The following is a 24,752-nucleotide window of genomic DNA, read 5'->3' as shown; positions in this document are numbered from 1 at the left end:
TCTCAGCCCATGTCGTTGGCTTCCAGCCATTCGACGACTTCGGCCTCATCAGGCAGGTCGGTGAACTGCACGATGTCGTCACTGCCGACGAAGTAGAACGTCCCCGTCACCTCGGCGATCTCCGGATGCACCCTGAGAATCGCGAACCGGTAGAGCGCCAGCTGCCATTTCATCACTTCGAGCACTGCCGCATCGGGTTTCTTCGAGGTCTTCCAATCCACAACCTCGGCATGGTCCCCGGTGATGAAGACCGCATCGATCTTCCCCGGCACCCGGAATCTGCCGAGGACGAGTTCGAAGGACATCTCCACATGGTCGGCCCGACGCGTAGCGAACTCGGAGGCTGAGAACGTCGCCTGCAGCCGTTCGACCGTCGCGGCGTCGATCGGTCTCACCGATTCGTCTTCGCCGATATCGATGCTCGACTGGCCGAAGTGCTGTTCCACCCAGGAATGAAAGGTCGTTCCGATCTCGGCCGCCCGACTGGGCGGAGCCGGGATCGGACGCAGGGTCTGCGTACGGAAACCCTGCGGGTCCCTCCTCCATGCGACCAGGGCCGTTGCCGACAGACGGTCGGGCATGGCCGCAGCGGACACCGCTTCGGGCCGGTCACCGATGCGCAGTGCCTGAGCGGCGAAGCGCCCGATCGTTCCCGGATTCTCGGCCAAGGTCTCCAAGCTGACGTCCGGGCTCGCTTCGACCCAACTGGCGGCTCGCTGTGCGGCGGCGACCTGCTTCGTGCGCGGCACCGGCCAGGGAGTGGTCTCGATGCGGTCCTCCGCCGTGTCGTCGGCAGGTTCCGGAATCTCCACTTCGAGGCCCAAGGCTTCGATCGCTTCGGTGAGGAAGGGCGAGGGGTGGTCGGGAACCGCGCGCGGACCCATCAGTTCCGCCCCGAGCCACAGATGCCTCTTCGCACGGGTGAACGCCACGTAGGCGAGGCGCCGCTCCTCCCCCTCGTGCGCGTCGGCAATTCGTGGACGGATGAAGTCTCCGATCCACTCATCCAGGGCCTTCTTCGTGTCGAATTCGGCCTCCCGCAGGTCGAAGTTGACGAGGTGTGCGCGGTCACCGCGCAACGGGTACGGGAGAGCCGTGCGATCCATCCACCCTTCCTTGTCCCGCGGCTCGGTGGGAAAGTCCTTGACCACCAGAGAGGGAACGGCGACGGCGTCGAACTCCAGACCCTTCGAGGCATGGACGGTCATGATGTTGATCGCGTCGGCTGCCGTCGTCGGCTCGGCGACGCTCAGCGCATCGTGAGCTTCCATGAGACTGAGCCAGGACAGGAAGCCTGTGATCGAGGGTTTGTCATCGGTGGCCGAGTACTGGCTGGCCGCGGAGAGGAATGCGTCGACGGAGGCTCTGTGCAGATTGCGCAGCGAATCGCTGAGGCCCCAGATATCCGAATCGATTCCGGTCTCGGACATCGCAGTGCGGATGATCGAGGCCACGGTGCCCGTTCCCGACCGGGTGGCCCGCAGCGCGCGAGCCAACCGGACCAGACGATGCAGTGCCTCCGAGCTCAGACCGGACTGCTGATAGTCAGCGATGAGTCCCCTGTCAGCAGCTGTCCGCGCTCCTTGGTCGAGGACGCGCCGCACTTCGATGAGCTCATCGATGCCTTCGACGATCGTCGCCTGGTCGATGGCTTCGGCGATGACCTCCTCGGCGGCCGGTTCGGCTCGCTCGGATGCTCGCCGCTCGGTCTGACGGCGAGTGAAGGCCTGCAGCCCCGCGATGTCGCTTGCGCCGAGGCCGAGCATGCGTCCGCTGACGAGCCTCATGATCTCGTCGCCGGCCATAGGATCGACCGCAGCGGTGAGCACCGCGCGCAGATCTGCGACGAAGGGATCGGTCAGCAGCCCGGAGGAACCGTGCACGTGCACAGCGAATCCGGCGGCTTCCAGCGCCGCCGCGACCGGCGCGAAGTGGGCACGTTTGCGGCACAGCACGGCTTTCGACGACCCTGCGGGGACCGTATGGAACCATTCCGTGAGTGCGCGCAGGCCTGCGGTGAGGAAATCGGGATCGTGAGCACCCGAGCTGATCTCGACGCTGACTTCGCCCTCCCCCGCACCATCGCGAGCCGACAGTGGGGACTCGCTCCTGTCAGCAAGTCCGGCGGCAATGCGGTTGGCCACCTGCAGGATCGAGCGGTCGTTGCGCCAACTTGTGCTCAGTGACAGGGATTCGACGTCGCTGAAGTCCGATGAGAAACGCACCATGTTGTCGGCGCTGGCGCCGCGCCAACCGTAGATTGCCTGTCGGGGATCACCGACTGCGGTCACTGCGGTGGAGTGGAAGAGGTCGCGCAAGAGCTTCAGCTGAGCCACCGAGGTGTCTTGGAACTCGTCGAGGAGGACGATCTTCCACCTGGCTCTCTCGGTCTCGGCTGCGGCGGGCACCTCGTCGAGGATGCGTTGGGCGAAACGCACCTGGTCAGAGAAGTCCATGGCCAGATTGCGCCGTTTCGCGCGCATATAGGCGTCAGCCAGTCGGGCCGTTCGGATCTTCGCTTCGAGTTTCGCCCGTCGTCCATTGGGATCGACGGGCTTGCCCTTGCTGGACATCAGGGCAGCCAGACACTGCTCGAGATAGTCCGTGACGTCGTCGACATCACGGCCGTGATCATTCATCTGCCCCGCCAGGGCGATGACGTCGGCGATCATCGTCTCGCGGGAGAAATCGCCGGGGATCTCGTCGGGTGGTGTCGAATCGATGAGAGTCCCGGCGATGGTGTGTGCTGCGGCGTCATCGAGGAGGACAGTTTCGGGTTCGATGCCGATGCTCACCCCGTGTTCGCTGACGAGGGACGCGGCATACGAGTTGTATGTTGACACGGTCGGATTGTCGAGACCGGGCAGGGAAAGGTCCTGACCCCGGCCGAGGTTGTGCCGCAGACGCGACAGAAGCACTCGGATGCGTCCGCTGAGTTCTCCGACGGCTTTGCGGGTGAAGGTCAGGCCGAGGATCTCTTCGGGAGAGACGAACTCGTTGGCGACCAGCCACACCACTCGCTGAGAGATGACTGTGGTCTTTCCTGATCCGGCCCCGGCGGTGACTTTCATCGACTGTGCCGGGTCGGCCTCGATGATCACCTTCTGCTCTGGGCTCGGAGGGAAGGCCTGGGCGGGGTCGGCAGCCGTGAGCTCGGCAAGCTGCTCGGCGGTGAAGCGCATCAGTTCTCCTCCAACATCTTCGGGCCGATCGCCGGGCACGATGATCGGACGGGGCACGACTTGCACTTCTGCGGGTCGACCCGTGCAGGGAAGCTCGCGGCACGCATCCTGCCGGACACGTCGTCGATGAGTTCACGCGCCCAGTCGGGGTTCTCATCGATGTCGAGCGCCGACTGCTCCCGAACGGTGCGAGCCGACTTGCGCAGGAAAACGAGTTCAGCGCCGAAAGCGTGTGCATCGAGCTCCTGGTCCTCACCGATCCTGATGGTCCCGGAATTGATGGCTTCCTGATACACACCAAGCTGCGCATGCCGGTCCATCTCCTTGCCGGCGACGACGTTCCTGCCGGTCTTGAAGTCGACGATGCGCAGTCCGCCCTCAACCTCCTCGACTCGGTCGAGGCGTCCGGTGACCTTCCACTCACGTCCGTTCGAGTCGACACCGACCGCATAGACCTGTGCTTCGACTCCGACGAGGCGGCCCGGAGTCTTCTTGATGTAGTCGCCGAGACGGTCGGCCATGTTCATCGCCACGTCGAATTCCCGTTCGCGTTCCCATGCTGCGTCGAATTCCAAGGACGCGAACTCAGTTTCCACGAAGCTGCGGATCGCGGAGGTGGGGCCCTCCGGATAGTTCTCGGCGGCGGCGTGGATGATGGTTCCGAGACTTTGGGCTGTCGACATCGGGCGGTCACCACCGTTGCGGGTGAGGAACCACCGCAGAGAGCAGTCGGTGAATGCTTCGACCTGTGAGGGTGAGACGCGAACCGTATCGGAGTCGGTGAAGAGCGGCTCATTCGTGGTGATGTCCTCAGCCTCGCGCCACTGGGTCGGTGACCCCACCGCCCCGCCGCCAGCTGAGAGCGCCCGCATCAGCGCCGCCCATGACTGCGTATCCGCGTCCGGAATCGCAGAGCTTTCGGAGCTTTCGGTCGCGGTGGCGTCCACAAGCGCCGACGATGACCCCGTAGCTTCGACATCGGCCGCGGCAGCCGTTTGCAGCAGATGAGCGCGGGCATGTGCTGCCATCTCCGGCACCGTCAGCGGAGGCAGCTCATCCTCGTGGGTGATCGCATAGCCGTCGGCCGCCTCGGTGCCCTTGGCGGAGCCTGCGGTGAGCACATCGAAGAACGGGGACGGTTCTGTCTCCGCATCGGAGACGGCGGTGACGATCACGTGCTCCTGGGCTCGGCTGAGCGCGGTGAAGAACAGCTCGCCCTCTTCGCGCAGATTCGTCCGTTTCGCATGCGCGTGGTAGCCGGGGTCACCCGTGACCGTCTCACCCGTGGCGAGCACCGCCGTGAGATCGGTGAGGCCGAGGATTCCGCCGCGCAGCTTCGGGTTCGGCCAGACGCCTTCGTTGACTTCGGCGATGATCACCAGAGGCACACGGACATGGGCCAGTGAGGACGGGGTGCCCACCAGCACGTGGTCGGCGAATCCTGCGGTATCGGCCAGGGAGTCCTGTGCGATGTCCTGTTCGGCGACGATGCCGGCGAACGAGCGAGCGGTGAAACCGCCGCGGTCGGCGATCTTCTCGGCCAGCGCGAACAGCCGCAGCACCGAATCGAGATAGCCGTTGGTCACCGATTCCGGGTCGCGCAGGGCTTCGGTCTGCCATTTCTCAGCGACTCCGGCCGCGTCCCAGATGCTCCAGAGCGCTTGGTGGGGGTCGGTGGTGCCGACCTCAGCAGCGGCGTGGAGCATCCGTGAGATCGTGGCCAGTCCCTGTGGGGACGAATCGTCGATCGGGCTGCGCAGTGCCTGAGCCAGCGACGCCGTGCTGTTGGATGCCGGGAACTGTTGGCGCACTGCTCGTCGGAAACGGCGGATCTGCACGGGGTCGAGGCGGACGTAGATGCTGCCGGCCAGGGACAGAGCGAGGTCGGCGATCGACTCGTCGTCGTCGAAATCAGGGGCGACCGAAAGCAGGTCCAACAGCGGTGCGGTCGCGGGGTCGACATTGAGTGGCTGCATGAGAGTGGCGATCGAGACACCTGAGGCTCTCAGCTCATTGGCGATCGCGCGAGCACTCGACGAATTGCGGCAGATGAGTGCGACATCGGACCAGCTGTGCCCCTGTTCGACGAAGTTCGTGATCCGACGGGCCAGATATCGGTGTCCGGAAGCACTGCCCTCGAATACGTGCGTCTCCACGGCAGGCTCGGATGACACGGGAGACAGCCCTTCTACCGGTGCCGCTGTCGGAGCTGATTGCGCCACGGTCGCCGACGCCTCAGCGGAAGCCTCAGAATCAACAGCATCCTCGTGGGGACGTGGGCGCGGCATATGACCGGTCGACCAGCGCGTGGTGATCCTGGCTCCGAAGCCGTCGATGGTCTTCGCCAATGCAGGTTCGACATCCCACTGGCGATCGAGCACGACCGTTTCGAAGCCGGCCTCGGCTGTCGCCCGATCGATGATCGACGCGTCGGCTCCGTGGAAACGTCCGGTCACCGTCTCGGGCGAGCCGAACAGAGCGATCGCACTTCCCCTGGAGCGCAGCTGTTCGAGGATTCCCCAACTGGCGGCAGGGAAGTCCTGGACCCCGTCGGCCAGAACCACTGTGGGCAATCGGTCGGGGGCGAACGTCCACGATCGCCCGGCCGTCACCTCGGCGGGTTCGCGGAGGATCTCGAACGCGGCAAGAGCGAGAACGGTCGCGGAGTCGACGCCCCCGTAGCCGGGCATGGACATGATGCCCAGATATTCGTCGAGGATCTCAGCCACGGCCTGCCACCGAGGGTCGGGGTTGTCGGCAAGGGCACGATCCAGGGCGCTGCGACCGAAGTCGAACACGTGCTCCGCGATCTCCGGCGACGTGTCGGGCGTGCGCATTCCGAAGTCGAACTCCATCACTCGGTTGAGCGCGTCGCGGACCTCGGTTCGAAAGGCCGAGGTCGAGCGCACCTCGGCGGTGATCTCCGACGGCCACGCCGGGCCGCGGGAACGACCGAGTTCGTGACCGGCGAGGAGATCGGCGAGGAACACATCCTGATCAGCACCGGAGATGAATTCGAGGTCTTCGCCGGTCCGCGTCGTATGTGCGGCACGAGCGATCCCGTAAGCGAACGACGCCAGACTGCGGGCCGGGGCGGAGGAGAGAACCGCGTCGGCGGGCAGCTCGAGACGATTGCGCAGCACATCGGCGTGATCGCGGTCGGGTGTGAGAACGAGGACCGAGGCGGGGTCGATCGTCGACACCAGCTGTGCGTAGAGCGACTCGAGCAGAGTCGTCTTCCCGGTTCCCGGCCGCCCGATGATATTCAGGCAGCCGCCGGAGAGCAGGGTGCTGCCCATCCGCTGCGTCATCTCATCCATACTCGTATTCCATCACGGCCCGCTGACATGAGACTTCCGAGCCCCTGACCGGCGCGTCGTCAAAGTGACAGCGCGGATGCCCGGTGCACAGCCTGTCTTCGCGTAGCATTGAAGAATGTCGAGTCCACAACAGAGATTGCCCCGTGACCAGCGCCGCGACCAATTAGTGGGAGTCGCACGCTCCGTTTTCGCCACCCGTGGATATCGGACGACCTCGATGGACATGATCGCCGAGGCAGCCGGTGTGTCCAAGCCCGTGCTCTATCAGCACTTCGACTCGAAGCAGGACCTCTACCTGGCACTCATAGATTCCTCGGCGGCGCTACTCGACTCTCGGCTCGCCGAAGCTCTGGGATCGACGACCGATCCGCATGAGCAGGTGCACGCGACCTATCGCGCGTATTTCGACTTCGTGGTCTCACACCGCGAAGAGTTCGTCATCATCTTCAATTCGGACGTCTACGAGCCGAAAGCCGAACAGAAGCTGCGCGCACTGCGGGAGAGTTCGGCGACACGGGTCGTGTCGGCGCTGAAGAACTTCGCCCGCCTCAGCGACGATGAGGCACAGCTGCTGTGCCGGGCTCTCATCGGCACCGCCGAGGTCGTCGTCAAGCAGATCGACTCTCAGCGCGGTGTCGACGTCGACACGGCTGTCGAACTGCTCACCCAGATGAGCTGGGGCGGACTGCGGTCGTTCGCGGATCGCTGACGTTCCACCGGCCGCTCAGCCTTCAGCGGAATCCATGGGGAAGAAACCCGAGCCTGCGGACGTTAAGCTGAACACAGTCCAATCCGTCATCGATCACCGAGCATCGGCACAAGGAGCACCATGGAAATCAAGATCGGCGTCAAGCAGACTCAGCGCGAGATCACCCTCGAAACGGACGAGGATGCGAAGGCTCTCGCCGCCCGCATCGAAGAGAAGATCCAGTCCGATGGGCTGCTGACCTTCACCGATACGAAAGGCCGTCAGGTCTACGTTCCCTCCGCTTCGCTCGGCTACCTCGAAATCGGTGCCGAGACTTCACGCCGCGTGGGCTTCAGCGCCTGAGCTGCGCCTGCGCGGAAGGGCCCCGGTCACAACGACCGGGGCCCTTCCGCGTTCGCGGCGGAACCGTGCGTCTCTCATGGGATCGCGAGTCCGTCGCAGGATCGTCCTGCAGACGCGGAATCGTGGTCCGCGGCCGGTGCAGGTGTCCCTCGCGGGATCAGGCGACGAGACCGAGCGCCGACATCCGCTTCGAGTGATTCGACGTCACCGCAGGGATCAGTTCGACGACGAGATCTTCGTCGAGGCCGAGGAAGGGATCGGTGAGCAGACTGCGTGCCCGTCCCAGGGTCTCGGCGACGAGCTTGCGGCCCCACAGTGCCAGCCGCGAGGCCAGCTGTGTGTCGACGGCCACTTCGGATGTCAGACGATTGCGCGCATATTCGCTGGCACGTGTATCATCAAGAATTGCAATAGCCAGGCTGTATCCGGGCTCCGCGAGTTCGTCCACCGCCGTGCGGTAGAAATCATTCATGATTCCGTCGAAGACGAAACCCTTCATGAGGCTTTCGTACCAGTCGCGAGGACGAGTCCTTTCAGCCAGAGTGCTGAAGGTCGGTTCGAAATGCTGACAGAGCTCGATCACATCCTGGCCCATCTGATCGATGTGCTGTGAGAGCTGTTCGAAGTTCGCGAATGACTGAGAGGCCAGCCGCGCCAGGATGACCTTGTCATCCAGATCCGCTGCGGTCGTCGCGTTTGTGGCCATACGTTCGAAACCGGTCAGCTCGCCGAACGCCAGAAGTGCGAGCGTTGCAGCATCATTACCGGCCAATGGGACAGAATCGGGCATAGTTCAAGACTACCGGTTCGCACCATGACAAGCGCGTACGCGCTAAAAGGAGTTTGGAATATGGCGGAGACAGAAGCGGATTTCGCGGAGCTGGGAGTCGCCGGACCGATCGTGGCCTCACTGGCCTCGGCAGGAATCACCCACCCCTTCCCCATTCAGGCGCTGACACTGCCCGTGGCACTGTCGGGAGCCGACATCATCGGGCAGGCGAAGACGGGTACCGGAAAGACCCTGGGATTCGGAATCCCCCTGCTCCAGCGTGTCGTCGGCAAAACCGAGGACTCGTCGGTCACCTCCGACGCCGATTCGACTCCCGACAGCATGGGCGATGCCAAGGAGCCGCGGCTGCCGCAGGCCCTCGTGGTCGTTCCCACCCGTGAGCTGGCCAAGCAGGTCGCGGCCGACCTCGTCACCGCCTCGGTGCAGCGTGACATCGACATCATGACCATCTACGGCGGCATGGACTTCGATCCGCAGATCAACCAGCTCAAATCCGGCGTCGACGTCGTCGTCGGCACCCCCGGCCGCCTCCTCGATCTCTACGGTCGCAAGATCCTCAAGCTCCACCGCGTCCGCACCGTCGTCCTCGACGAAGCCGATGAGATGCTCGACCTGGGCTTCCTGCCCGACGTCGAGAAGATCATCAACGCGGTGCCCGCCCACCGGCAGACGATGCTGTTCTCCGCGACGATGCCGGGGGCGGTCATCACCCTCGCCCGCCGCTACATGAACCAGCCCACCCACATCCGCGCCCAGGACCATGAGGACCTGTCGCTGACGGGTAAGAACACGACGCAGTTCGTCTACCGCGCCCATTCGATGGACAAATCCGAGCTCGTCGCCCGCATGCTCCAGGCCGAGGGCCGTGGCCGCACGATCATCTTCACCCGCACCAAGCGCACCGCCGACAAGCTCGCCGCCGAACTCGAGGATCGCGGTTTCGCGGTCAAGGCTCTCCACGGCGATCTCGGTCAGTCACAACGCGAGAAAGCTCTGAAGTCCTTCCGCGACGGAAAGGTCGACGTGCTCGTGGCCACGGATGTCGCGGCCCGCGGAATCGACATCGACGATGTCACCCATGTCGTGAACTACCAGTGCCCTGAGGACGAGAAGACCTACGTCCATCGCATCGGACGTACCGGTCGAGCCGGCAACTCCGGTGTTGCCATGACCCTGGTCGACTGGGATGACATGCCCCGCTGGCGTCTCATCAACAAGGCCCTCGGGCTCGATTTCGATGAACCGGTCGAAACTTATTCGACGTCCCCGCACTTCTTCGCCGACCTGGGCATCCCGAAGGGCACCAAGGGCCGGCTACCGCGCCAGCGCCCCGAAGGCGAGGACGAGAATTCCACCGGTGAGCGCAAGGGCCGCGGATCCGATCGTCGCGGTTCCGGCCGTGGCAGTTCGGATTCTCGCCGAGGCGGCTCATCCGACCGTCGTGATTCCTCCTCCGACTCCGGTAGCGACGACCGCAAACCGCGCCGCCAGCGCAGCCGTCGCCGCACTCGCGGCGGCAAGCCGGTCAACCGCGCGCAGGGCGGCCAGGCGAGTCAGGGCGGCCACTCGGCCACCGACTCCAGCGAGGACTGATCCATCCGCAGGCGAGACCGATTCGCCTCACTGCCTGCACGAAGGGCCCCGACCACCCGGTCGGGGCCCTTCGTTCATCCTGTGTTCAATTCGACCCCCGACCCCGTTCAATTCTGTGACCGATGATGTTCGGACGCCATGTCATCGAGTACGAACGAGAGTGAGTCATTGTTCGGTTCACGCCGGTTGGACGACGAGTCCCCCGCAGCTCCCACCCGGGTCGGCCTCTCCCCCGCCGAGCCGACGGCCGGACCAGCCCCAGCTGAGAAGCCGACAGTGGCACCTGCCCCGACTGCGAAGCCGAAGGCCTCGAAAGCGCACCGCCACGACGTCGACGTCATGCGAGTGCTCGCCGGGCTCACCGTCATGATCGGCCACTCGGGTGGCGTCCTCATCGGCCGATCCGACGAGGGCAGCGACGCATGGTGGCTCGGCCATCTCGCCGAGGCGGTCAATCCCTGGGCCGTGCCGATGTTCTTCATGATCGCCGGTTGGGCAGTGCTCGCCGGTGCACCTCCGCGCACCGAAGCGAAGATGTGGGACCGCATCGTCCGGCATGTCGTTCCGCTGGCCGCCTGGTCGGTCATCTTCGTGCTCGGCTTCAACCTCTTCGACACCGATGAGGTCGACGTCCGACACGACCTCGTGCGCAGCTTCCTCGAAGCCGGTCGCCCGGCTTTCCACCTCTGGTATCTCTACGCGTACATTCCGCTCATCCTGGTCTTCGGCGCACTCGTCCTGTTCTGGAAGGGGCAGCGACCGTGGAAGCTCGCGGCGCTGGCTCTCGTCCTCGCAGGATCGACCGTGTGGGCACCGTTCGTCCTCGAGATCATCGGCTCCGACCAGGATGCGTGGAAGTGGGGCTTCGCGACATATCAGGTCGTCTACTTCGTCATCGGGGCCTTCATCATCCATCACGCGCATGAGCTGCGACCGCCGATCTGGACGCTGTGTCTGCTCTTCGCAGTCTCTGCGCTCGGCGTGCTGTGGTGGGAGTCGCGACGGTCCTATCCGATCGAGAATGCGAACCCGCTCATCGTCGGACTCGCTGTCAGCGTCATCCTCCTCGTCTCCCGCATCCGCCTCAGCGGGCGGGCCAAGAAGGTCTTCACGACGATGGCGACGGCATCATTCGGTGCATTCCTCGTCCACGTGTTCTTCCTCGAACTGTTCTTCGAACGCCTCTTCGACGTCGATGCTGCACCGATCCTGCTCGTCATCCAGTATGTGGGCCTGCTCGCGCTCATGGCGGCTCTGTCGTACGCGCTGAGCTTCGCCTGGGGAAAGCTCCATCTGCGCCGAATCCTCGGCTGATCTCAGCCCCCAGTTGAAGGCTGGCACAGCTCGGAGTCGGACTCACCCCTGGATGTAGTCGACTCCACCCGGCCGTGAAGCTGCACGTTCGAGCAGCTTCGCGAGCATATGGTCGGAAGTGACGTGCTCGCCGAGGCGGTTGGGCTTGCCCGTGCCGTGGTAGTCGCTGGAGCCGGTGACGATGAGATCGTGCTCATGGGCCAGACGTCGCATCGCCTCTCGCTCCTGCGGAGGGTTGTCCCTATGGTCGACCTCGAGTCCGTCGAGACCGGCGGCGATGAATTCGGTCATCGCCCAATCAGGCACGACCCGACCGCGCATGGCCGCGCGCGGATGGGCGAAGACCGAGACTCCCCCGGCCTCCCGAATCAGCCCGATCGCGGTGATCGGATCGATCGTCGGCAGGGACACATGATATTTTCCCTGGCTGGAAAGAATCGACGAGAACGCTTCGGTGCGGGACTCGACGACGCCCGCTGCGACCAGCGCATCGGCGATATGCGGACGTCCGATCGTGGCGTCCTCTCCCGAGACGGAGAGCACCGCATCCATGTCGATCGGATAGTCTTCGGCCAATCGTTCGATGATGAGGTGGGTGCGATCGAGTCTCGCCCGCCTTGTCTCCTGCACGACCTCGGCCAGCCCTGTATCGTACGGGTCGTGGAGGTAGGAGAGCAGGTGCACGCTGATCCCCTCGTAACGGCAGGAGATCTCCATTCCCCTCACCAGACCGAGCCCGTAGACGCGGGCGGCATCCTCGGCAAGGGTCCAACCTGCAGTGGTGTCGTGGTCGGTGAGTCCGACGACGTCGATGCCCTCCATCGAGGCTTCTGAGATGAGTTCGGACGGGGTCTGGGTCCCGTCCGAAAATGCGGTGTGCACGTGGAGATCGATGACCATGGTCACAGTCTATCTGCATCTGTCGTTCCGACTTCCACGTGTACACACCATGTCACTCCGCCCGTCTAGACTGGCGGCATGACAGAGCAGAACTCAGATACCCCAGACTCGACTCAGGACCTCGCAGACCGCGTCAACAACCGCTCGCATCGCCCGAATTCCGCCGCCTTCCGCGACTTCGTCGCCTCTGGTTGGGATCGCACTCCCCTCAACGCCGAGGCTCTCGCCGCCGCCGGTTTCACCCCAGCCCGTCGGGACGCGGTCTCGGCGGCATTCCCCGGCGAACGGCTCGTCGTTCCCGCCGGCGGACTCAAGGTCCGCTCGAACGACACCGATTATCGCTTCCGTGCTCATTCCGCGTTCATCCACCTCACGGGTCTGGAAGCCGATTCCGAACCCGACGCCGTGCTCGTCTTCGAACCCGAGGACGACGGCCACGATGTGACGCTGTACTTCCGTCCCCGCGCCGGTGCCGATACGGAGGAGTTCTTCTCCGATTCCCGATACGGAGAGTACTGGGTCGGACCGCGTGCCGATCTCGAAGCGATGTCCACCATGACCGGCATCGCAACGGAGAGCTCCGCCACTGTCGATGACGCCATTACGAAGGATCTCGGGGCCATCTCCGTGCGCCTCGTCCGACAGGCCGACGCCCGCATCGACGGAGTCATCGACCTGGCTCGCACCCAGGTCCAGGCCGATCTCGAGACATCCGAGGCAGGAGACGCCGAACTGGCCCAGCTGCTCTCCGAGCTGCGCCTGATCAAGGACGACCACGAGATCGCGCAGCTGCGCGAAGCCGTCGCCATCACCCGCGCCGGTTTCGACAACGTGGTGGCAGCGCTGCCGAAGGCACTAGGACACCGTCGTGGTGAGCGAGTCGTCGAGACCGCGTTCGAGACCGCCGCTCGCTCCGACGGCAACGGGGTCGGCTACGACACGATCGCCGCCTCGGGCAACAATGCCTGCACCCTGCACTGGATCCGCAATGACGGTCAGGTCCGGGACGGTGACCTCATCCTCGTCGATGCCGGAGCCGAAGCCGATTCGCTCTACACTGCGGACATCACCCGCACCCTACCTGTTTCGGGCGCCTTCACTCCGGTGCAGGCGAAGATCTACGATGCCGTGCTCGATGCCGCCGATGCCGCGTTCGCTGTGGCCGCAGATCACCCCAACCGTCCTGTGAAGTTCCGTGAGGTCCACGAGGCGGCAATGGAGGTCATCGCGAAGCGTCTCGAAGAGTTCGGTGTGCTGCCGGTCTCCGCCGCCGTTTCGCTGTCACCGGAAGGACAGCAGCACCGTCGGTGGATGGTCCACGGCACCAGTCATCACCTCGGCCTCGACGTCCATGATTGTGCGCAGGCGAGAGCGGAGATGTACTTGGACGCGACCATCGAACCTGGAATGGTCTTCACCATCGAACCCGGACTGTACTTCAAATCAGACGACCTGCTCCTGCCCGAGGAGTTCCGCGGCAACGGTGTCCGCATCGAGGACGACGTCCTCGTCACCGCCGACGGAGTGGAGAATCTCTCGGCCGAATTCCCCCGCACCCGCGCCGAGATCGAGGCCTGGGTGCAGGGCCGGCCCCAGGACCGCTGATGACCTCGGATACCGCGCGCGGTTCGGGCCCCGAGGCACGACCCGGCCCGTTCCGCGGGCGCGGAGTCCTCGAGATCCCCGGTATCCGCCTCGGCCATGCGGGTGAGTTCACCGACAGCCGGCTGACGGGGATCACCACCGTGCTGCCCCCGATTGGTTCGACCATCGGCGTCGATGTCCGCGGGGGCGGTCCCGCCACACGTGAGACCGATGTCATCGCGCCGGGAACACATTCCTATGGGGCCGATGCCATCGTCCTCTCCGGTGGATCCGCATTCGGGCTGGGTGCCGTCTCCGGAGTCGTCGACACCCTCGCCGAGGCGAGGCTCGGATTCCCTGCTCCCGGACTTGCCGATGCGGTCATTCCGCTCGTTCCCGCCGCCGCGATCTTCGACCTCGGCCGCGGAAACGGTTCCGTGGCACCGCCGAGACCGGACGAAGGCGCCGAGGCGACACGAGCGGCGCTGTCCGGACGGACGGACGACGTCCGAGGCAGCATCGGGGCAGGCATCGGAGCCCGGTCCGGATTCCAGAGTGTGCGCGGAGGGCTCGGATCCTATGCCGTCCGGCTGCCCAGCGGAACCACAGTCGCGGCGCTCGTCGTGGCGAATTCGCTGGGAACGATCGGCACGCCGTCGGGCGGTCTGTGGTTGGACCCGCTGCTGCGCTCGATCGGCCTCGATCTGCCGAAGGTGCTGGGTCTCCCCGCCTCGGCACCGCCAGACCCGGGGACTGCTGCGAAGAACACGACGATTGCGATCGTCGCAACCGATGCACGCCTCGACTCGGCGCAGACCACGCGGATGGCATCGGGGGCGCACGCGGGCATCTCCCGAGCTGTGCTGCCCTCGCACACCCTCTTCGACGGCGACACGGTCTTCGGCATCGCCACCGGAGCGCAGGATCTGCCCTCCGATCGTGACGCCGCCACCCGAGAGCTCGTGATGATCTCCGCGGCGGCGGCCGATGCGCTGAGCTTGGCGATCCTCGACGCCCATGCTTCGGCGACACCTGTCGACAGCTCGTGGGGGCAGCCGCCGACGCTGAGCGAGATCGCACCGGATTTCACCTCGGAGTTCAACGCTCTCTGATCACGGAGACGGGGCCCGCCGTTCGGCGGGCCCCGCTCCTCCCAGTTCTCCGCAGCTTCCAAGCGCCATCATCCGACAGCTACGCGGAGGTGCAGCTCCTTCTTCAGCTGTCAGTCGTTGCGAGCCGACTGAGCCTCTTCGGAGTCGAGACCCTTCGGATCCCGGACTTCCTTCTTCTGCTGAGCATCGAAGCCATCCTGACGCAGCAGCTTCTGCGATTCGGTCTTCGCGGCGGCCTCATCCTCGACCACGGTGAACCGGACCGACTCGGTGAAGTCACGACCGTAGCGGTCGGTTCCGGTCACCTCGGCGGTGTGGGTGCCCAGGTCGAGGTTCTTGGGGATCTCGGTCCGCCACAGGTGCGAGCTCGACTGGCCCACATTGCCGGAGGTGCGAAGGTTCTGAGATGCCGTGTACGGATCGGTGTACTCCCAGCCCTTGGCCAGAGCTTCGCCCTTGCCCGGCTGAGTGTGCTCGGACTGCTTCGGTGCTTTGCCGTCGAAGCTGACTTCGACTCGTGCGTCCGAGGTGCCGGCGAGGAAGCTCGAGGTCAGCCAGGTCTCGCCCTGCTTGAGGTCCTCGCGGGTGACGACGCGTTCGGAGACCTCCTTCGGAGCAGTGCCATCCTTGTCCGCGTCCTGCCAGTCCTGGGCCTTCTGCGCCCAGTCACGCCACTCGGGCGAGTTCACGCCGAGCAGCAGCTGATGGTCGTCGGATTCGTTGCGCACGGTGTAGCGTTCGCTGCGCGAAGCACCGTCGTATTCGAGGGTGAGCACGCCCGGTTCCGAAGCGTCCTGAGTGAACGAGTACGGCAACCCGTCGGCGTTGAGGCCGCCGGAGTACCAGTCGCCGGAGACGGCACCGGCGACGATCTGCGTATTCGGCAGCTTCTCGATCCCGGCTGCAGCCCATTCCTTCCTCGTCTCGCCAGCGACGAGGTTCTCCTGAGTGTGCGTGTGTCCGCCGACGGTCACGGCGTTCGGGTAGTCGGAGATGACGTCGTAGAAGTCCTTCGCATTGTCGACGACGACCTCTTTGTGCGTGAGGATCGGCGCGTGGGTGGCGACGATGACCTGCGCGTTCTTCGGCACGTTCTTCAGATCGTTCTCCAGCCAGGTCAGCTGATCCTGACTGATCTTCTCCTTGTACTTCTTCTTGTTCGCCTTGCCCTCGTATTCGATGCTGTCGAGGACGACGAAGTGGGTTTTGCCGACATCGTAGGAGAAGTACGAGGGACCGAACTGGTCGCGGAACGTGTCGAGGGCGTGAGCGTCGTCGACCGCGTCGTAGTCCTGGTCATGGTTGCCCGGGGCCACGCGCACGGGTCCGTTCATCTGGGAGTAGATATCGCGCAGTTCATCGTTGAGGCTGAGGTCGTCACCGACATTGTCCCCGAGCAGCAGCACTCCGCAGGCCCCGTAGTCACTGCGATCGGCAAGGTCTCCGACGGCTCCGTCGCGAGCATAGCCCATCTCTGTCTTGTCATAGGCCTGGGTGTCGGAGGCGATCGGGCAGTTCTGCTCGCCCTTCGCCGAGGCCTGCGATTCGATCATCGGGAAGTTGACGGCTTTCGGCGTATCACCGGTCGGTTCGATTCCTCCGAATTCGAGGTCGCCGGAGCCTTCGGGCAGGTGATTGTAGCTGAACTGTGCGACCTTGTCCTCGTCGACGGGTACCTGCCAGCCGGAGGGCTGAGTGATCGAGACGGTCATATTGTCTCGCACGGGCAGCTCGTAGCGTCCGTCTCCGTCCGTCTGGACGACGTCGACTCCGTTGCTCACCGCAACACCGGAGATGCCCTTCTCATCCCCATCGAGCTTCGAGTTCTCGTTGACGTCGTCGAAGACCTGACCGGTGAACTTCTTCGAATCGTCGGCCTTGCCGCGGTCGACCTGGACGTGGCCCTCGTACAGTTCAGCCGGTGCGTCCGCGGCCATCGCCGAGGTCGGCGAGAGAAGCGGGGCGAAGAGCGAGAGCGCAGCACAGGCTCCCAGTCCTACGGCAGCGGTGCGCGGGCGGATTCGTCGTGTCTGCATGGATTTCTCCTGTATTCGACTATGGCGGGTTCTGCCGAGAAATGACCCTAGGGAGACGGGGCGACAACCAGATGAAGCAGCCAGGACGGCTTGATGAATAGGAAAAGAGGCCGAGTGGAACCCAGCGCCCTCTGCGTTCACCGCCCGCGAATGTGATCTCGATTCGATTCACGGAGGTGAGCACTGAAAACTCCATGCACCACGTAGTCTGAGAACATGAGTGGTCCACCGAAAAGAGTCTTCGTCGCCCGACTCGTCACCGCCCCCGTGTTCGACCCTCTCGGCGATCAGGTGGGCCGTGTCCGTGACGCCGTCATCGTCTATCGTGCGACGATGCGGCAGTTCCCCCGAGTCATCGGTCTCGTCGTCGAAGTGCCGGGCCGTCGCCGCGTATTCGTACCGATGGGCCGGGTCACCGCGATCGACTCCGGCCAGGTCATCACGACCGGCCTGGTGAATATGCGCCGCTTCGAACAGCGTGAATCCGAGACCCTGGTGATGAATGACCTGCTCGACCGACGGCTGCGTCTGCGCGAGGACAACTCACCGGTGCTCGTCGAGGACGTCGGCATCGAACAGCAGGTGAACAAGGACTGGGAGGTCACCAGACTCTTCGTGCGTCGAGTGCCCGAACGCAGCGCCTTCGCCGCGTTCCGCCGCCGCGGCGAGACCAAGCAGATCGACTGGACGGATGCCGACCATCCGGTGGATTCCGAGGTCGATCAGGAAGCCACCCAGCTCATCGCCGCCTATCAGGACACGAAGCCTGCCGACCTCGCCGATGTGCTCTTCGAGATGAACGCCGCTCGCCGCCTCCAGGTGGCCCGAGCCCTCGATGACGAACGCCTTGCCGATGTCGTCGAGGAGCTGCCGGCCGAGACCCAGATCGAGATCCTCACTGGACTCGAAACCGAACGAGCCGTGACCGTGCTCGAAGAGATGGCTCCAGACGATGCGGCCGACCTCCTCGGCGAGCTCAGTGATGAACAGGCCGAACGATTCCTGACTCTGATGGAACCGGATGAGGCCGAAGATGTGCGTACGCTTCTGGCGTACGACGATGACACAGCCGGCGGTCTGATGACGACCGAACCGGTCATCCTCACCCCGGAAGCCACTGTCGCCGAGGCGCTGGCCCATGTCCGACGGGAAGACCTGCCTGCGGCGCTGGCTGCCGCGGTCTTCGTCTGCAGGCAGCCGGTGGAGACCCCGACTGGCAAGTATCTGGGTCTCGTCCATATCCAGGAGATGCTGCGCCATCCGCCGCACGAGGCTGTGGGCATCATGCTCGACACCGAGGTCGAACCGCTGTCGCCGGAGACTCCGCTCGGCGAGGTGGCGAAGCTGCTGGCCGCGTACAATCTGGTGTCGGTGCCGATCACCGACGACAACGATCGCCTCGTCGGTGTGGTCACCGTCGATGACGTCCTCGACGAGCTGTTGCCCGAGGACTGGCGAACCACCGGTCGAGACGATCGCAGCAGGGGGTAGATATGGCCGTCGATGATTTCGAGATCCCGCGATCGAGCAAGCGCCGACTGCCGAGCTTCACCGTCTCCCCCGAGACCTTCGGACGCGGAGCCGAGGCCTTCGCCCGGTTCATGGGCACTCCCGCGTTCCTCGTCGGGATGACGGTGTTCTGTGCGGTGTGGCTGCTGTGGAACACCCTGCTGCCGGAATCGTGGCAGTTCGACCCGCGGTCGCTCAACTTCACCCTGTTGACCCTCATCCTGTCCCTTCAGGCCTCCTATGCCGCGCCGCTGATCCTGCTCGCGGAGAACCGCAGCACAGACCGGGACCGCGTCGAGTTCGAACACGATCGGCAGCGCGCCGAACGCAACCTGGCCGACACCGAGTACCTCGCACGAGAGGTAGCGGCGCTGCGCATCGCCATGCGTGAGGTCGCCACTCGTGACTTCATCCGCTCCGAGCTCAAGGATCTGCTCAAGGAGCTCGAAGAGGAGAGACAGGACGAAAACGGGACCGACAAGGCCGATCCCCGGGCTTCCGAACAGCGCCGAGGCGGCCCCCGAGGCGGATGACGAGACGACCGCCGAAGCGGTAGTGTTGAGGGCCCGGGAGCACTGTTCCGGGAAGGAAAGGACGTGGGCATGACTGGTCCCTCTGAGGACGCCGTGAGAGAGGCGCTGACCGGGGTCATCGACCCTGAGATCCGCCGCAACATCGTCGAACTCGATATGGTCGAATCGATCGTGATCGAAGGCGGCAAGGTCACCGTCACAGTGCTCCTTACGATCGCCGGGTGCCCGCTGAAGGACACGATCACCAAAGACACCAAGGCTGCGGTGGCCGGTGTCGACGGGGTCGCCGAGGTGGCTGTCGTTCTGGGCACGATGACCCCCGAACAGCGCACGGAGATGAAGGAGAAGCTGCAGGGCTCCGGCACCCGCGATATCCCCTTCAATCGCCCGGAATCGCTGACGAAGGTCTATGCCGTCGCATCCGGAAAAGGCGGCGTCGGAAAGTCGTCGGTGACCGCGAACCTTGCCGTGTCCCTGGCGGACAAGGGCCTGCGTGTCGGCATCGTCGATGCCGATATCTACGGCTTCTCCATCCCCGGTATGCTCGGTCTCTCCGGCAAGCCGACCCGAGTCGACGAGATGATCCTGCCCCAGGTCGCCCACGACGTGAAGGTGATGAGCATCGGCATGTTCGTCCCGCCGAGCCAGGCCGTCGTCTGGCGCGGTCCCATGCTCCATCGCGCTCTGCAGCAGTTTCTCACCGATGTGTTCTGGGGCGACCTCGACGTGCTGCTGCTCGATCTGCCTCCCGGCACGGGTGATATTGCGATCTCCGTGGCTCAGCTGCTGCCCGGATCCGAGCTCCTCGTCGTCACCACACCGCAGTCGGCGGCCGCCCAAGTCGCCGAACGTGCGGGATCCATCGCCACACAGACGAAGCAGACGTTGGCGGGAGTCATCGAGAACATGTCATGGATGGAGATGCCTGACGGCACTCGGATGGAGGTGTTCGGCTCCGGCGGAGGTGCCAGCGTGGCCGAGAACCTCGCCACCACCCTCGATCAGGAGGTTCCGCTGCTCGCTCAGATCCCCTTGGACACTCGTCTGCGGGAAGGTTCGGACTCGGGTACCCCGGTCGTCCTCGGCGGTCCGGAATCGCCTGCGGCGAGGGCTTTCGACACCCTTGCGGAGTCGCTGCGGCGACGCAGTCGCGGCCTGTCCGGCAGGTCTTTGGGACTGAGCCCGGTCTGAGTCGGTGTCTCCTCTCTCCCCTCGCGATACCCTCGTCTACTCTGTCTTCGCCGGCATCAGCGCTCTGACCGCTCTCGTCCTCTTGGCCGGAGCTGTCGTCACTGCTCTTCGAGATGACCCCACCCCCGGACGGTCGGTGGGACCCGCGCAGCGAACGATCGCCGCCGAGAACCGGGACGTTCTCTCCGCAGCGCTGCGCAGCTACGCGCTCGTCTCAGACGATCGCACGCCTCGACTGGACGTCCACACCTTCGGTCTGCCGACGGCCGCCTCGTTGAATGCGGCGATCGAAGAACATGTGCTGTCCCTGATCGACGATTCTGGAGGCTTCGCCGATCGCGCTGCCTTCGACCCCATTCAGACAGCACCTGTCCACAGGTGGCCCGCGACGGCTTTCACACCAGCGCAGACCAGCATCGATGACGCTCCTGCGTCTCGAATCGACCCGCGTGCTGTGGACATCAGCACTCGGGTGTTGGCAAGCGGCGGGAAATTCGTCGTGACCGCAATCGATGTTCAGTCGCCGAATCCGCAGACAAGGCTGCTGCTGACCGATCTCGCCCTCGACAGCACAGTCGATGCCCGCCGGCTCTTCGCCGCTCCAGTCGACCCGGCAGCCGTCGGAGCCGATGACACCAGCACGCTGACGATCAATGACGATGCGGTCTCCGACACCGATCTGTCCTCCATCGGCGTCCGTGTCCAGAAGGCGCTGCACAGCAGTCTCGAACTGCCTCCGCCGATCGATCTGCGCTCCCCCGACTTCTCCTGCGCGCTGCTGCCCTGTGTGGCGCTGACCTATGACGACGGTCCCGGAGAGGCGAAGACCGAACAGACGATCCTCGACGCAGCCGATGAGGCGAACATCCGTCTGACATACTTCTTCCTCGGGAAGAACACAGACGCCTTCCCCGAAGTGGCCGAGCGCATCGTCTCCGCCGGCCATGAAGTCGACGATCACACGTTTTCGCATGTGCAGATGGACAAGACCTCCTCGGCGACGATCCGCAGAGAGCTCGACCGGACGGACCGATCACTGCGATCGGTCGGGGTGAAGGACGAGCCTCTCGTCCGTCCGCCGTACGGTGCCCTCGACAAACGCGCAGCACATGCTCTGGGCAGTCCTGCGATCATCTGGGACGTCGATACCGGAGATTGGCAGCACAGAGATGCGAAGAAGACGGTCCGACGGGTGCAGTCTCTGACCAGGCCCGGATCAATCGTGCTCATGCATTCCATTCATCCGTCGACCGCGACGGCGGCTCGGGAGGTGTTCTCGGCCGTGGCGGACAAGGGCCTCTACACAGTGACCGTGCGCGAGCTCTTCTCCGGGATCGAGTGGAAGAGGGGCGGGTCGTACTTCTGCCGCGGCTACGGCGATGATCTGTGCTCGAATCCCGAACATCCCGCGGTGATGAAGAACTGAGCCACTGACGCTTGCACGGAGGCGGGAATGCAACATTCCCAACAGACGCCGTCGGCCTCAACCCCAGGTGGCTTCCGGGGGTGGCTCAGGTGGCTTCGGGGTCGAACGGTGCAGCAGCGGAACGGTCGCGCTGGTCGATCTGAGCTTGGAATCGTTCGATGGGTGACTTCTCCCGGGTGGGGGCCGCCTCGGTGTCGGTCTCAATCGACAGGGCAGCACCGGAGGACTCAGGGGATGACGATTCCTGAGAGGCCCGTTCCTGACGTTTGGACTCGCGGATGGCCGCATCCTCTTCGACGAGTGCCTCACGTACGATGCGGCGGGGATCGTACTGGCGCGGATCGAGCTTCTGCCAGTCCACGTCCTTGAAGTCATCGCCGAAATCGCGTCGGACGCTGTCTTTCGCGCCTTCGGCCATGCGACGCATCTGCCGCACGAAGTCTCGCAGCTTCTGAGCGTATTCGGGCAGGCGTTTGGGTCCGATGACGACCAACGCCACAACGACCAGAATCACCATTTCGGTGCCGTTGATACCGAACATGGTCTCAAGTCTACCGTGGACGGCGGTAGCATCGACTCATGGTCAGCTCAGGTTCGACATCCCGCTGCCGGGAGGTGCCGTGGACGAGATAGCCGTCGAACGGGTGCTGCGCATCATCGAACTCGTACCCGCCGCACGCGTCGTCGCCTACGGGACAGTCGGCGCCGTTGCCGACTGCTCACCTCGCTATGTCGGACGGGTGATGAGGGAATTCGGATCGAACGTCACTTGGTGGCGAGTCGTCAACGCGGCCGGGATCCTGCCGCCCGAGATCTTCGCCCGCGCCCGCATCCACTGGGAAGAGGAGGGCACACCGCATTCTCATGAGCGGGTCGAACGCGCGGCATTCCTCGAAGTCGATGAACTCGATCGACTGTGGCGCAGCCAAGGAATCGACCCCGATTGCGGTTAGACTTGGGAGAACTCAGCACCAGAAGGGAGGGGCCGGTTGGCACGCGAAAATGCAGGTGATCTCACCTTCTCGGAACAGTACAACGGTCCCGATCCGCTGCTCGACGCAGCTCGCACCCACTCTCATGAGTTCGGGATCGCACCGGTGTCCCAAACCACGGCGAGGACGCTGACGCTGCTGGCCCGACTGCTCACCCCGGTTGCGGCCGTCGAGGTCGGCACCGGTGTGGGAACGTCGACGCTGTCACTTCTGCGCGGGATGCCGACCGCCGGGATACTGACGTCGATCGACACGAATTCGACGACCCAGAGCGCAGCTCGTGACCTCGTCGACATGGCCGGAATCCGGCCAGGGCGATTGCGGCTGATGAGCGGTCGAGCCGAAGAGGTGCTCAAACGTCTCGCGCCTTCGGCCTATGACATGGTCTTCATCGACGTGGAGCCGGGCAGCCTGGAGAGGATGATCCAACCCTCTCTCCGACTGCTCGATGCCCAGGGCCTGCTGGTCATCCACAAGACTCTGCTCAAGGGCGCCGTCGCCGATCCCGTCGATCGCAGTCCCCGGACCCAGGCGGCACGGAGCATGCTCAACCGCATCGCCGAACAGGAGCACCTCGAGCGGGTGCTGCTGCCCATCGGAGAAGGGCTGCTGCTACTGCAGAAGACCCGGTGAATGCGACAACAGCAGAGACTTACAGGTAAGTCTCTGCTGTTCGTGCGTCTCCGTCCGGCCGTGTTCTGCGGCCGTCGGCTCAGAGCCCCAGCGTCTGGGCGAGAGTGTCGTGGAGTCCGGTGGCTTCATCTCTGCTGAGTTCGATCACCAGACGGCCTCCGCCTTCGACTGGAAGCCGCATCACCATGCTTCGGCCTTCTTCGGTCACTTCCAGAGGTCCGTCGCCGGTGCGGGGTTTCTGGGCTGCCATATGGGCTCTTCCTTCCGTTGTCATTCAAAGACGGTTCACACCAGGTGGACCGAATGATGTACCTACGATTATTCCATGATCCGCGCGTTCCGGGTAACTCTCCCGCCCAACGGACGGTCACGGCGGCAGATCAGCAGGCGGAGTGAAGTGCCACAGGTAGGCGACCCACACGATCTGAAGCAGGATATAGGCCACCAGCATCGCGGCCCGATAGCCTCGTGATCGCACCAGCGACAACGTCAGGGCCAGCGGAAACAACGGCAGCAGCAGACGCAGGGTGGAGGTCTGCGGATTGAAGAAGATGAGCAGGTACAGGCCGTAGCCGAGGCAGAACAGTTGCAGCGTCCGTCCCATATGCGCTCCCGCCGGAGAGAAGATCAACGCGAGCATTCCGGCGACGACGATGACGAGCAGCACCGGACCGAGCGGACCGATGAGGCTGATCGACCGAGCCACCCACTGGACGACGAACGTGGTCTCGCCGGTGTGCCAGGCCGCCTCGGTGTCGGTATAGGCCGTTATCGATCCGGTTGCCCACCAGGCATGGATCGGATGGATGAGGGCCGCTGCGCAGGAGAGCACCCCCAGGGTCCAGGACCGGATCACCTCGCCGGTCGGATACGGATCGCTGCGGCGGTGGAGGAAGCGGTCGATGAGGTGGAAGAGCATGAAGAACGAGAACGCCACGCCGATCGGCCGCGACAGATCCATGAAGACGACGACCGGGATCGCGGTGAGATAGCGGCGTTCGACGACGAGGAACAGCGCCGATGCCTGCAGCAGGAGGGTCAGTGATTCGGCATAGCCGGTGGAGAAGATCGCGGCCGGCGGGAAAAACATCACAAGCGCCAGGCCCATCAGCGCCTGACCGGAATCGACGTACTTCCGGAAGAGGTGGAGGATGACGATCGAGGCCAGACCGGCCGCGATCGTCGACACGATCGGCGAGATGACCTCGTAGCTCATCCCCGTGAGGTCGGCCAGAGTGGACACGATCGAGGGGTGCAGCGGATAGAACGCCCACTGGTTCTCCGCGACCGCTCCGGATTCGTCGACGGGCAGGATGCGGGGATAGCCCTCATCGGCGACGCGCCCGTACCAACCGCCGTCCCAGAAGTTGAGGAAGTCATTGAGCGTCGTCGTCACAGGTGACGACGACCAGTTCGCCGGGTCCTGCCGTTTGAGGACTGCGGCGAAGATCGACATGCTCACGACTCGGGAGGCGAAGTACACTGCCACGGCCTGCAGCCACACGGGCAGAGCCATGAACAGTGTGCCGAGGCGGCTGAAACGGGAGGAGTCGAAGACTTCGGGGGCGAGGGTGATTCCGGGGAGG

Annotated in this window: 20 protein-coding genes; 12 read left to right on the top strand and 8 right to left on the bottom strand. The window is 64.4% G+C overall.

The features are described 5' to 3' along the window. Positions 1–2: 2 nt before the first annotated feature. Together D3I60_RS03120 and D3I60_RS03115 are read right to left on the bottom strand one after the other, a co-directional pair. Positions 3–3,182 (bottom strand): ATP-dependent helicase, encoded by a 3,180-nt coding sequence (locus tag D3I60_RS03120; RefSeq protein WP_262774689.1) that lies wholly within the window; start codon positions 3,180–3,182, stop codon positions 3–5. Next, the gene (locus D3I60_RS03115) at positions 3,182–6,502 is read right to left on the bottom strand and encodes a PD-(D/E)XK nuclease family protein (RefSeq protein ID WP_262774688.1); all 3,321 of its coding nucleotides are present in this window, start codon (positions 6,500–6,502) and stop codon (positions 3,182–3,184) included. Before D3I60_RS03115 ends, D3I60_RS03120 begins: the two co-directional genes overlap by 1 nt. Positions 6,503–6,617: 115 nt before the next feature. Between D3I60_RS03115 and D3I60_RS03110 the strand changes: the two genes are divergently transcribed. Continuing rightward, positions 6,618–7,211, top strand: coding sequence for a TetR/AcrR family transcriptional regulator (locus tag D3I60_RS03110; RefSeq protein ID WP_253903686.1), 594 nt, complete (start codon positions 6,618–6,620; stop codon positions 7,209–7,211). 120 nt (positions 7,212–7,331) lie between these two features. Next, positions 7,332–7,553, top strand: coding sequence for a DUF3107 domain-containing protein (locus D3I60_RS03105; protein WP_173153838.1), 222 nt, complete (start codon positions 7,332–7,334; stop codon positions 7,551–7,553). A gap of 157 nt (positions 7,554–7,710) precedes the next feature. Here D3I60_RS03105 and D3I60_RS03100 read toward each other — a convergent pair whose 3' ends face one another. Next, entirely contained in the window at positions 7,711–8,343 is a 633-nt protein-coding gene (locus D3I60_RS03100; protein ID WP_039210607.1) for a ferritin-like fold-containing protein, read from the bottom strand. Between the two features lie 60 nt (positions 8,344–8,403). Between D3I60_RS03100 and D3I60_RS03095 the strand changes: the two genes are divergently transcribed. Both D3I60_RS03095 and D3I60_RS03090 read left to right on the top strand, forming a co-directional pair. After that, positions 8,404–9,936: a DEAD/DEAH box helicase gene (locus D3I60_RS03095; RefSeq protein ID WP_262774687.1), complete on the top strand. Its 1,533-nt coding sequence runs from the start codon at positions 8,404–8,406 to the stop codon at positions 9,934–9,936. A 168-nt stretch (positions 9,937–10,104) separates the two neighbouring features. Next, entirely contained in the window at positions 10,105–11,250 is a 1,146-nt protein-coding gene (locus tag D3I60_RS03090) for an acyltransferase (protein ID WP_262774686.1), read from the top strand. A gap of 42 nt (positions 11,251–11,292) precedes the next feature. Here the strand turns inward: D3I60_RS03090 and D3I60_RS03085 are convergent, their stop codons facing one another. Then, positions 11,293–12,150 (bottom strand): PHP domain-containing protein, encoded by an 858-nt coding sequence (locus tag D3I60_RS03085; RefSeq protein ID WP_262774685.1) that lies wholly within the window; start codon positions 12,148–12,150, stop codon positions 11,293–11,295. 78 nt (positions 12,151–12,228) lie between these two features. Between D3I60_RS03085 and D3I60_RS03080 the strand changes: the two genes are divergently transcribed. After that, on the top strand, positions 12,229–13,755 hold the full coding sequence (locus tag D3I60_RS03080; protein WP_262774684.1) for an aminopeptidase P family protein: 1,527 nt from the start codon (positions 12,229–12,231) through the stop codon (positions 13,753–13,755). Next, positions 13,755–14,846 carry a P1 family peptidase gene (locus tag D3I60_RS03075; RefSeq protein ID WP_262774683.1) on the top strand — a complete coding sequence of 364 codons (1,092 nt, stop codon included), beginning with the start codon at positions 13,755–13,757 and terminating at the stop codon, positions 14,844–14,846. The genes D3I60_RS03080 and D3I60_RS03075 overlap by 1 nt, the downstream gene beginning before the upstream one ends. 110 nt (positions 14,847–14,956) lie before the next feature. On the opposite strand, the gene D3I60_RS03070 is transcribed toward D3I60_RS03075, so the two are convergent. Continuing rightward, the gene (locus D3I60_RS03070; protein ID WP_262774682.1) at positions 14,957–16,882 is read right to left on the bottom strand and encodes a calcineurin-like phosphoesterase family protein; all 1,926 of its coding nucleotides are present in this window, start codon (positions 16,880–16,882) and stop codon (positions 14,957–14,959) included. A gap of 216 nt (positions 16,883–17,098) precedes the next feature. Here D3I60_RS03070 and D3I60_RS03065 point away from each other — a divergent pair, with 216 nt between their 5' ends. The 4 genes from D3I60_RS03065 to D3I60_RS03050 all read left to right on the top strand — a co-directional run bounded on the left by D3I60_RS03065 (position 17,099) and on the right by D3I60_RS03050 (position 21,541). Further along, positions 17,099–18,373, top strand: coding sequence for a magnesium transporter MgtE N-terminal domain-containing protein (locus tag D3I60_RS03065; RefSeq protein WP_262774681.1), 1,275 nt, complete (start codon positions 17,099–17,101; stop codon positions 18,371–18,373). A gap of 2 nt (positions 18,374–18,375) precedes the next feature. Next, positions 18,376–18,924 (top strand): DUF1003 domain-containing protein, encoded by a 549-nt coding sequence (locus D3I60_RS03060; protein WP_262774680.1) that lies wholly within the window; start codon positions 18,376–18,378, stop codon positions 18,922–18,924. Positions 18,925–18,993: 69 nt separating this feature from the next. Next, a complete protein-coding gene (locus tag D3I60_RS03055; protein WP_262774679.1) occupies positions 18,994–20,115 on the top strand; it encodes an Mrp/NBP35 family ATP-binding protein in 1,122 nt (373 codons plus the stop codon). 4 nt (positions 20,116–20,119) lie between these two features. Continuing rightward, a complete protein-coding gene (locus D3I60_RS03050) occupies positions 20,120–21,541 on the top strand; it encodes a polysaccharide deacetylase family protein (protein ID WP_262774678.1) in 1,422 nt (473 codons plus the stop codon). Positions 21,542–21,626: 85 nt separating this feature from the next. On the opposite strand, the gene D3I60_RS03045 is transcribed toward D3I60_RS03050, so the two are convergent. After that, the gene (locus tag D3I60_RS03045; RefSeq protein WP_262774677.1) at positions 21,627–22,082 is read right to left on the bottom strand and encodes a twin-arginine translocase TatA/TatE family subunit; all 456 of its coding nucleotides are present in this window, start codon (positions 22,080–22,082) and stop codon (positions 21,627–21,629) included. Between the two features lie 79 nt (positions 22,083–22,161). On the opposite strand from D3I60_RS03045, the gene D3I60_RS03040 reads away from it, so the two are divergent. After that, positions 22,162–22,494, top strand: a complete 333-nt coding sequence (locus D3I60_RS03040) for an MGMT family protein (RefSeq protein ID WP_139907659.1) — start codon at positions 22,162–22,164, stop codon at positions 22,492–22,494. A 36-nt stretch (positions 22,495–22,530) separates the two neighbouring features. Next, complete coding sequence (locus tag D3I60_RS03035) at positions 22,531–23,166, top strand: O-methyltransferase (protein WP_173153808.1); 636 nt, start codon at positions 22,531–22,533, stop codon at positions 23,164–23,166. 79 nt (positions 23,167–23,245) lie between these two features. Here D3I60_RS03035 and D3I60_RS03030 read toward each other — a convergent pair whose 3' ends face one another. Next, positions 23,246–23,416, bottom strand: coding sequence for a DUF3117 domain-containing protein (locus tag D3I60_RS03030; protein ID WP_064485784.1), 171 nt, complete (start codon positions 23,414–23,416; stop codon positions 23,246–23,248). 117 nt (positions 23,417–23,533) lie between these two features. Then, positions 23,534–24,752: hypothetical protein (locus D3I60_RS03025; RefSeq protein WP_262774676.1), on the bottom strand; the 1,219-nt coding region annotated here is incomplete at its 5' end.

It is taken from the genome of Brevibacterium permense (assembly GCF_025506275.1).
In the GTDB taxonomy this organism is placed as follows: domain Bacteria; phylum Actinomycetota; class Actinomycetes; order Actinomycetales; family Brevibacteriaceae; genus Brevibacterium; species Brevibacterium permense_A.
Note: the sequence above shows the minus strand (reverse complement) of the source record. Positions and strands in the feature narration are given on the sequence as shown.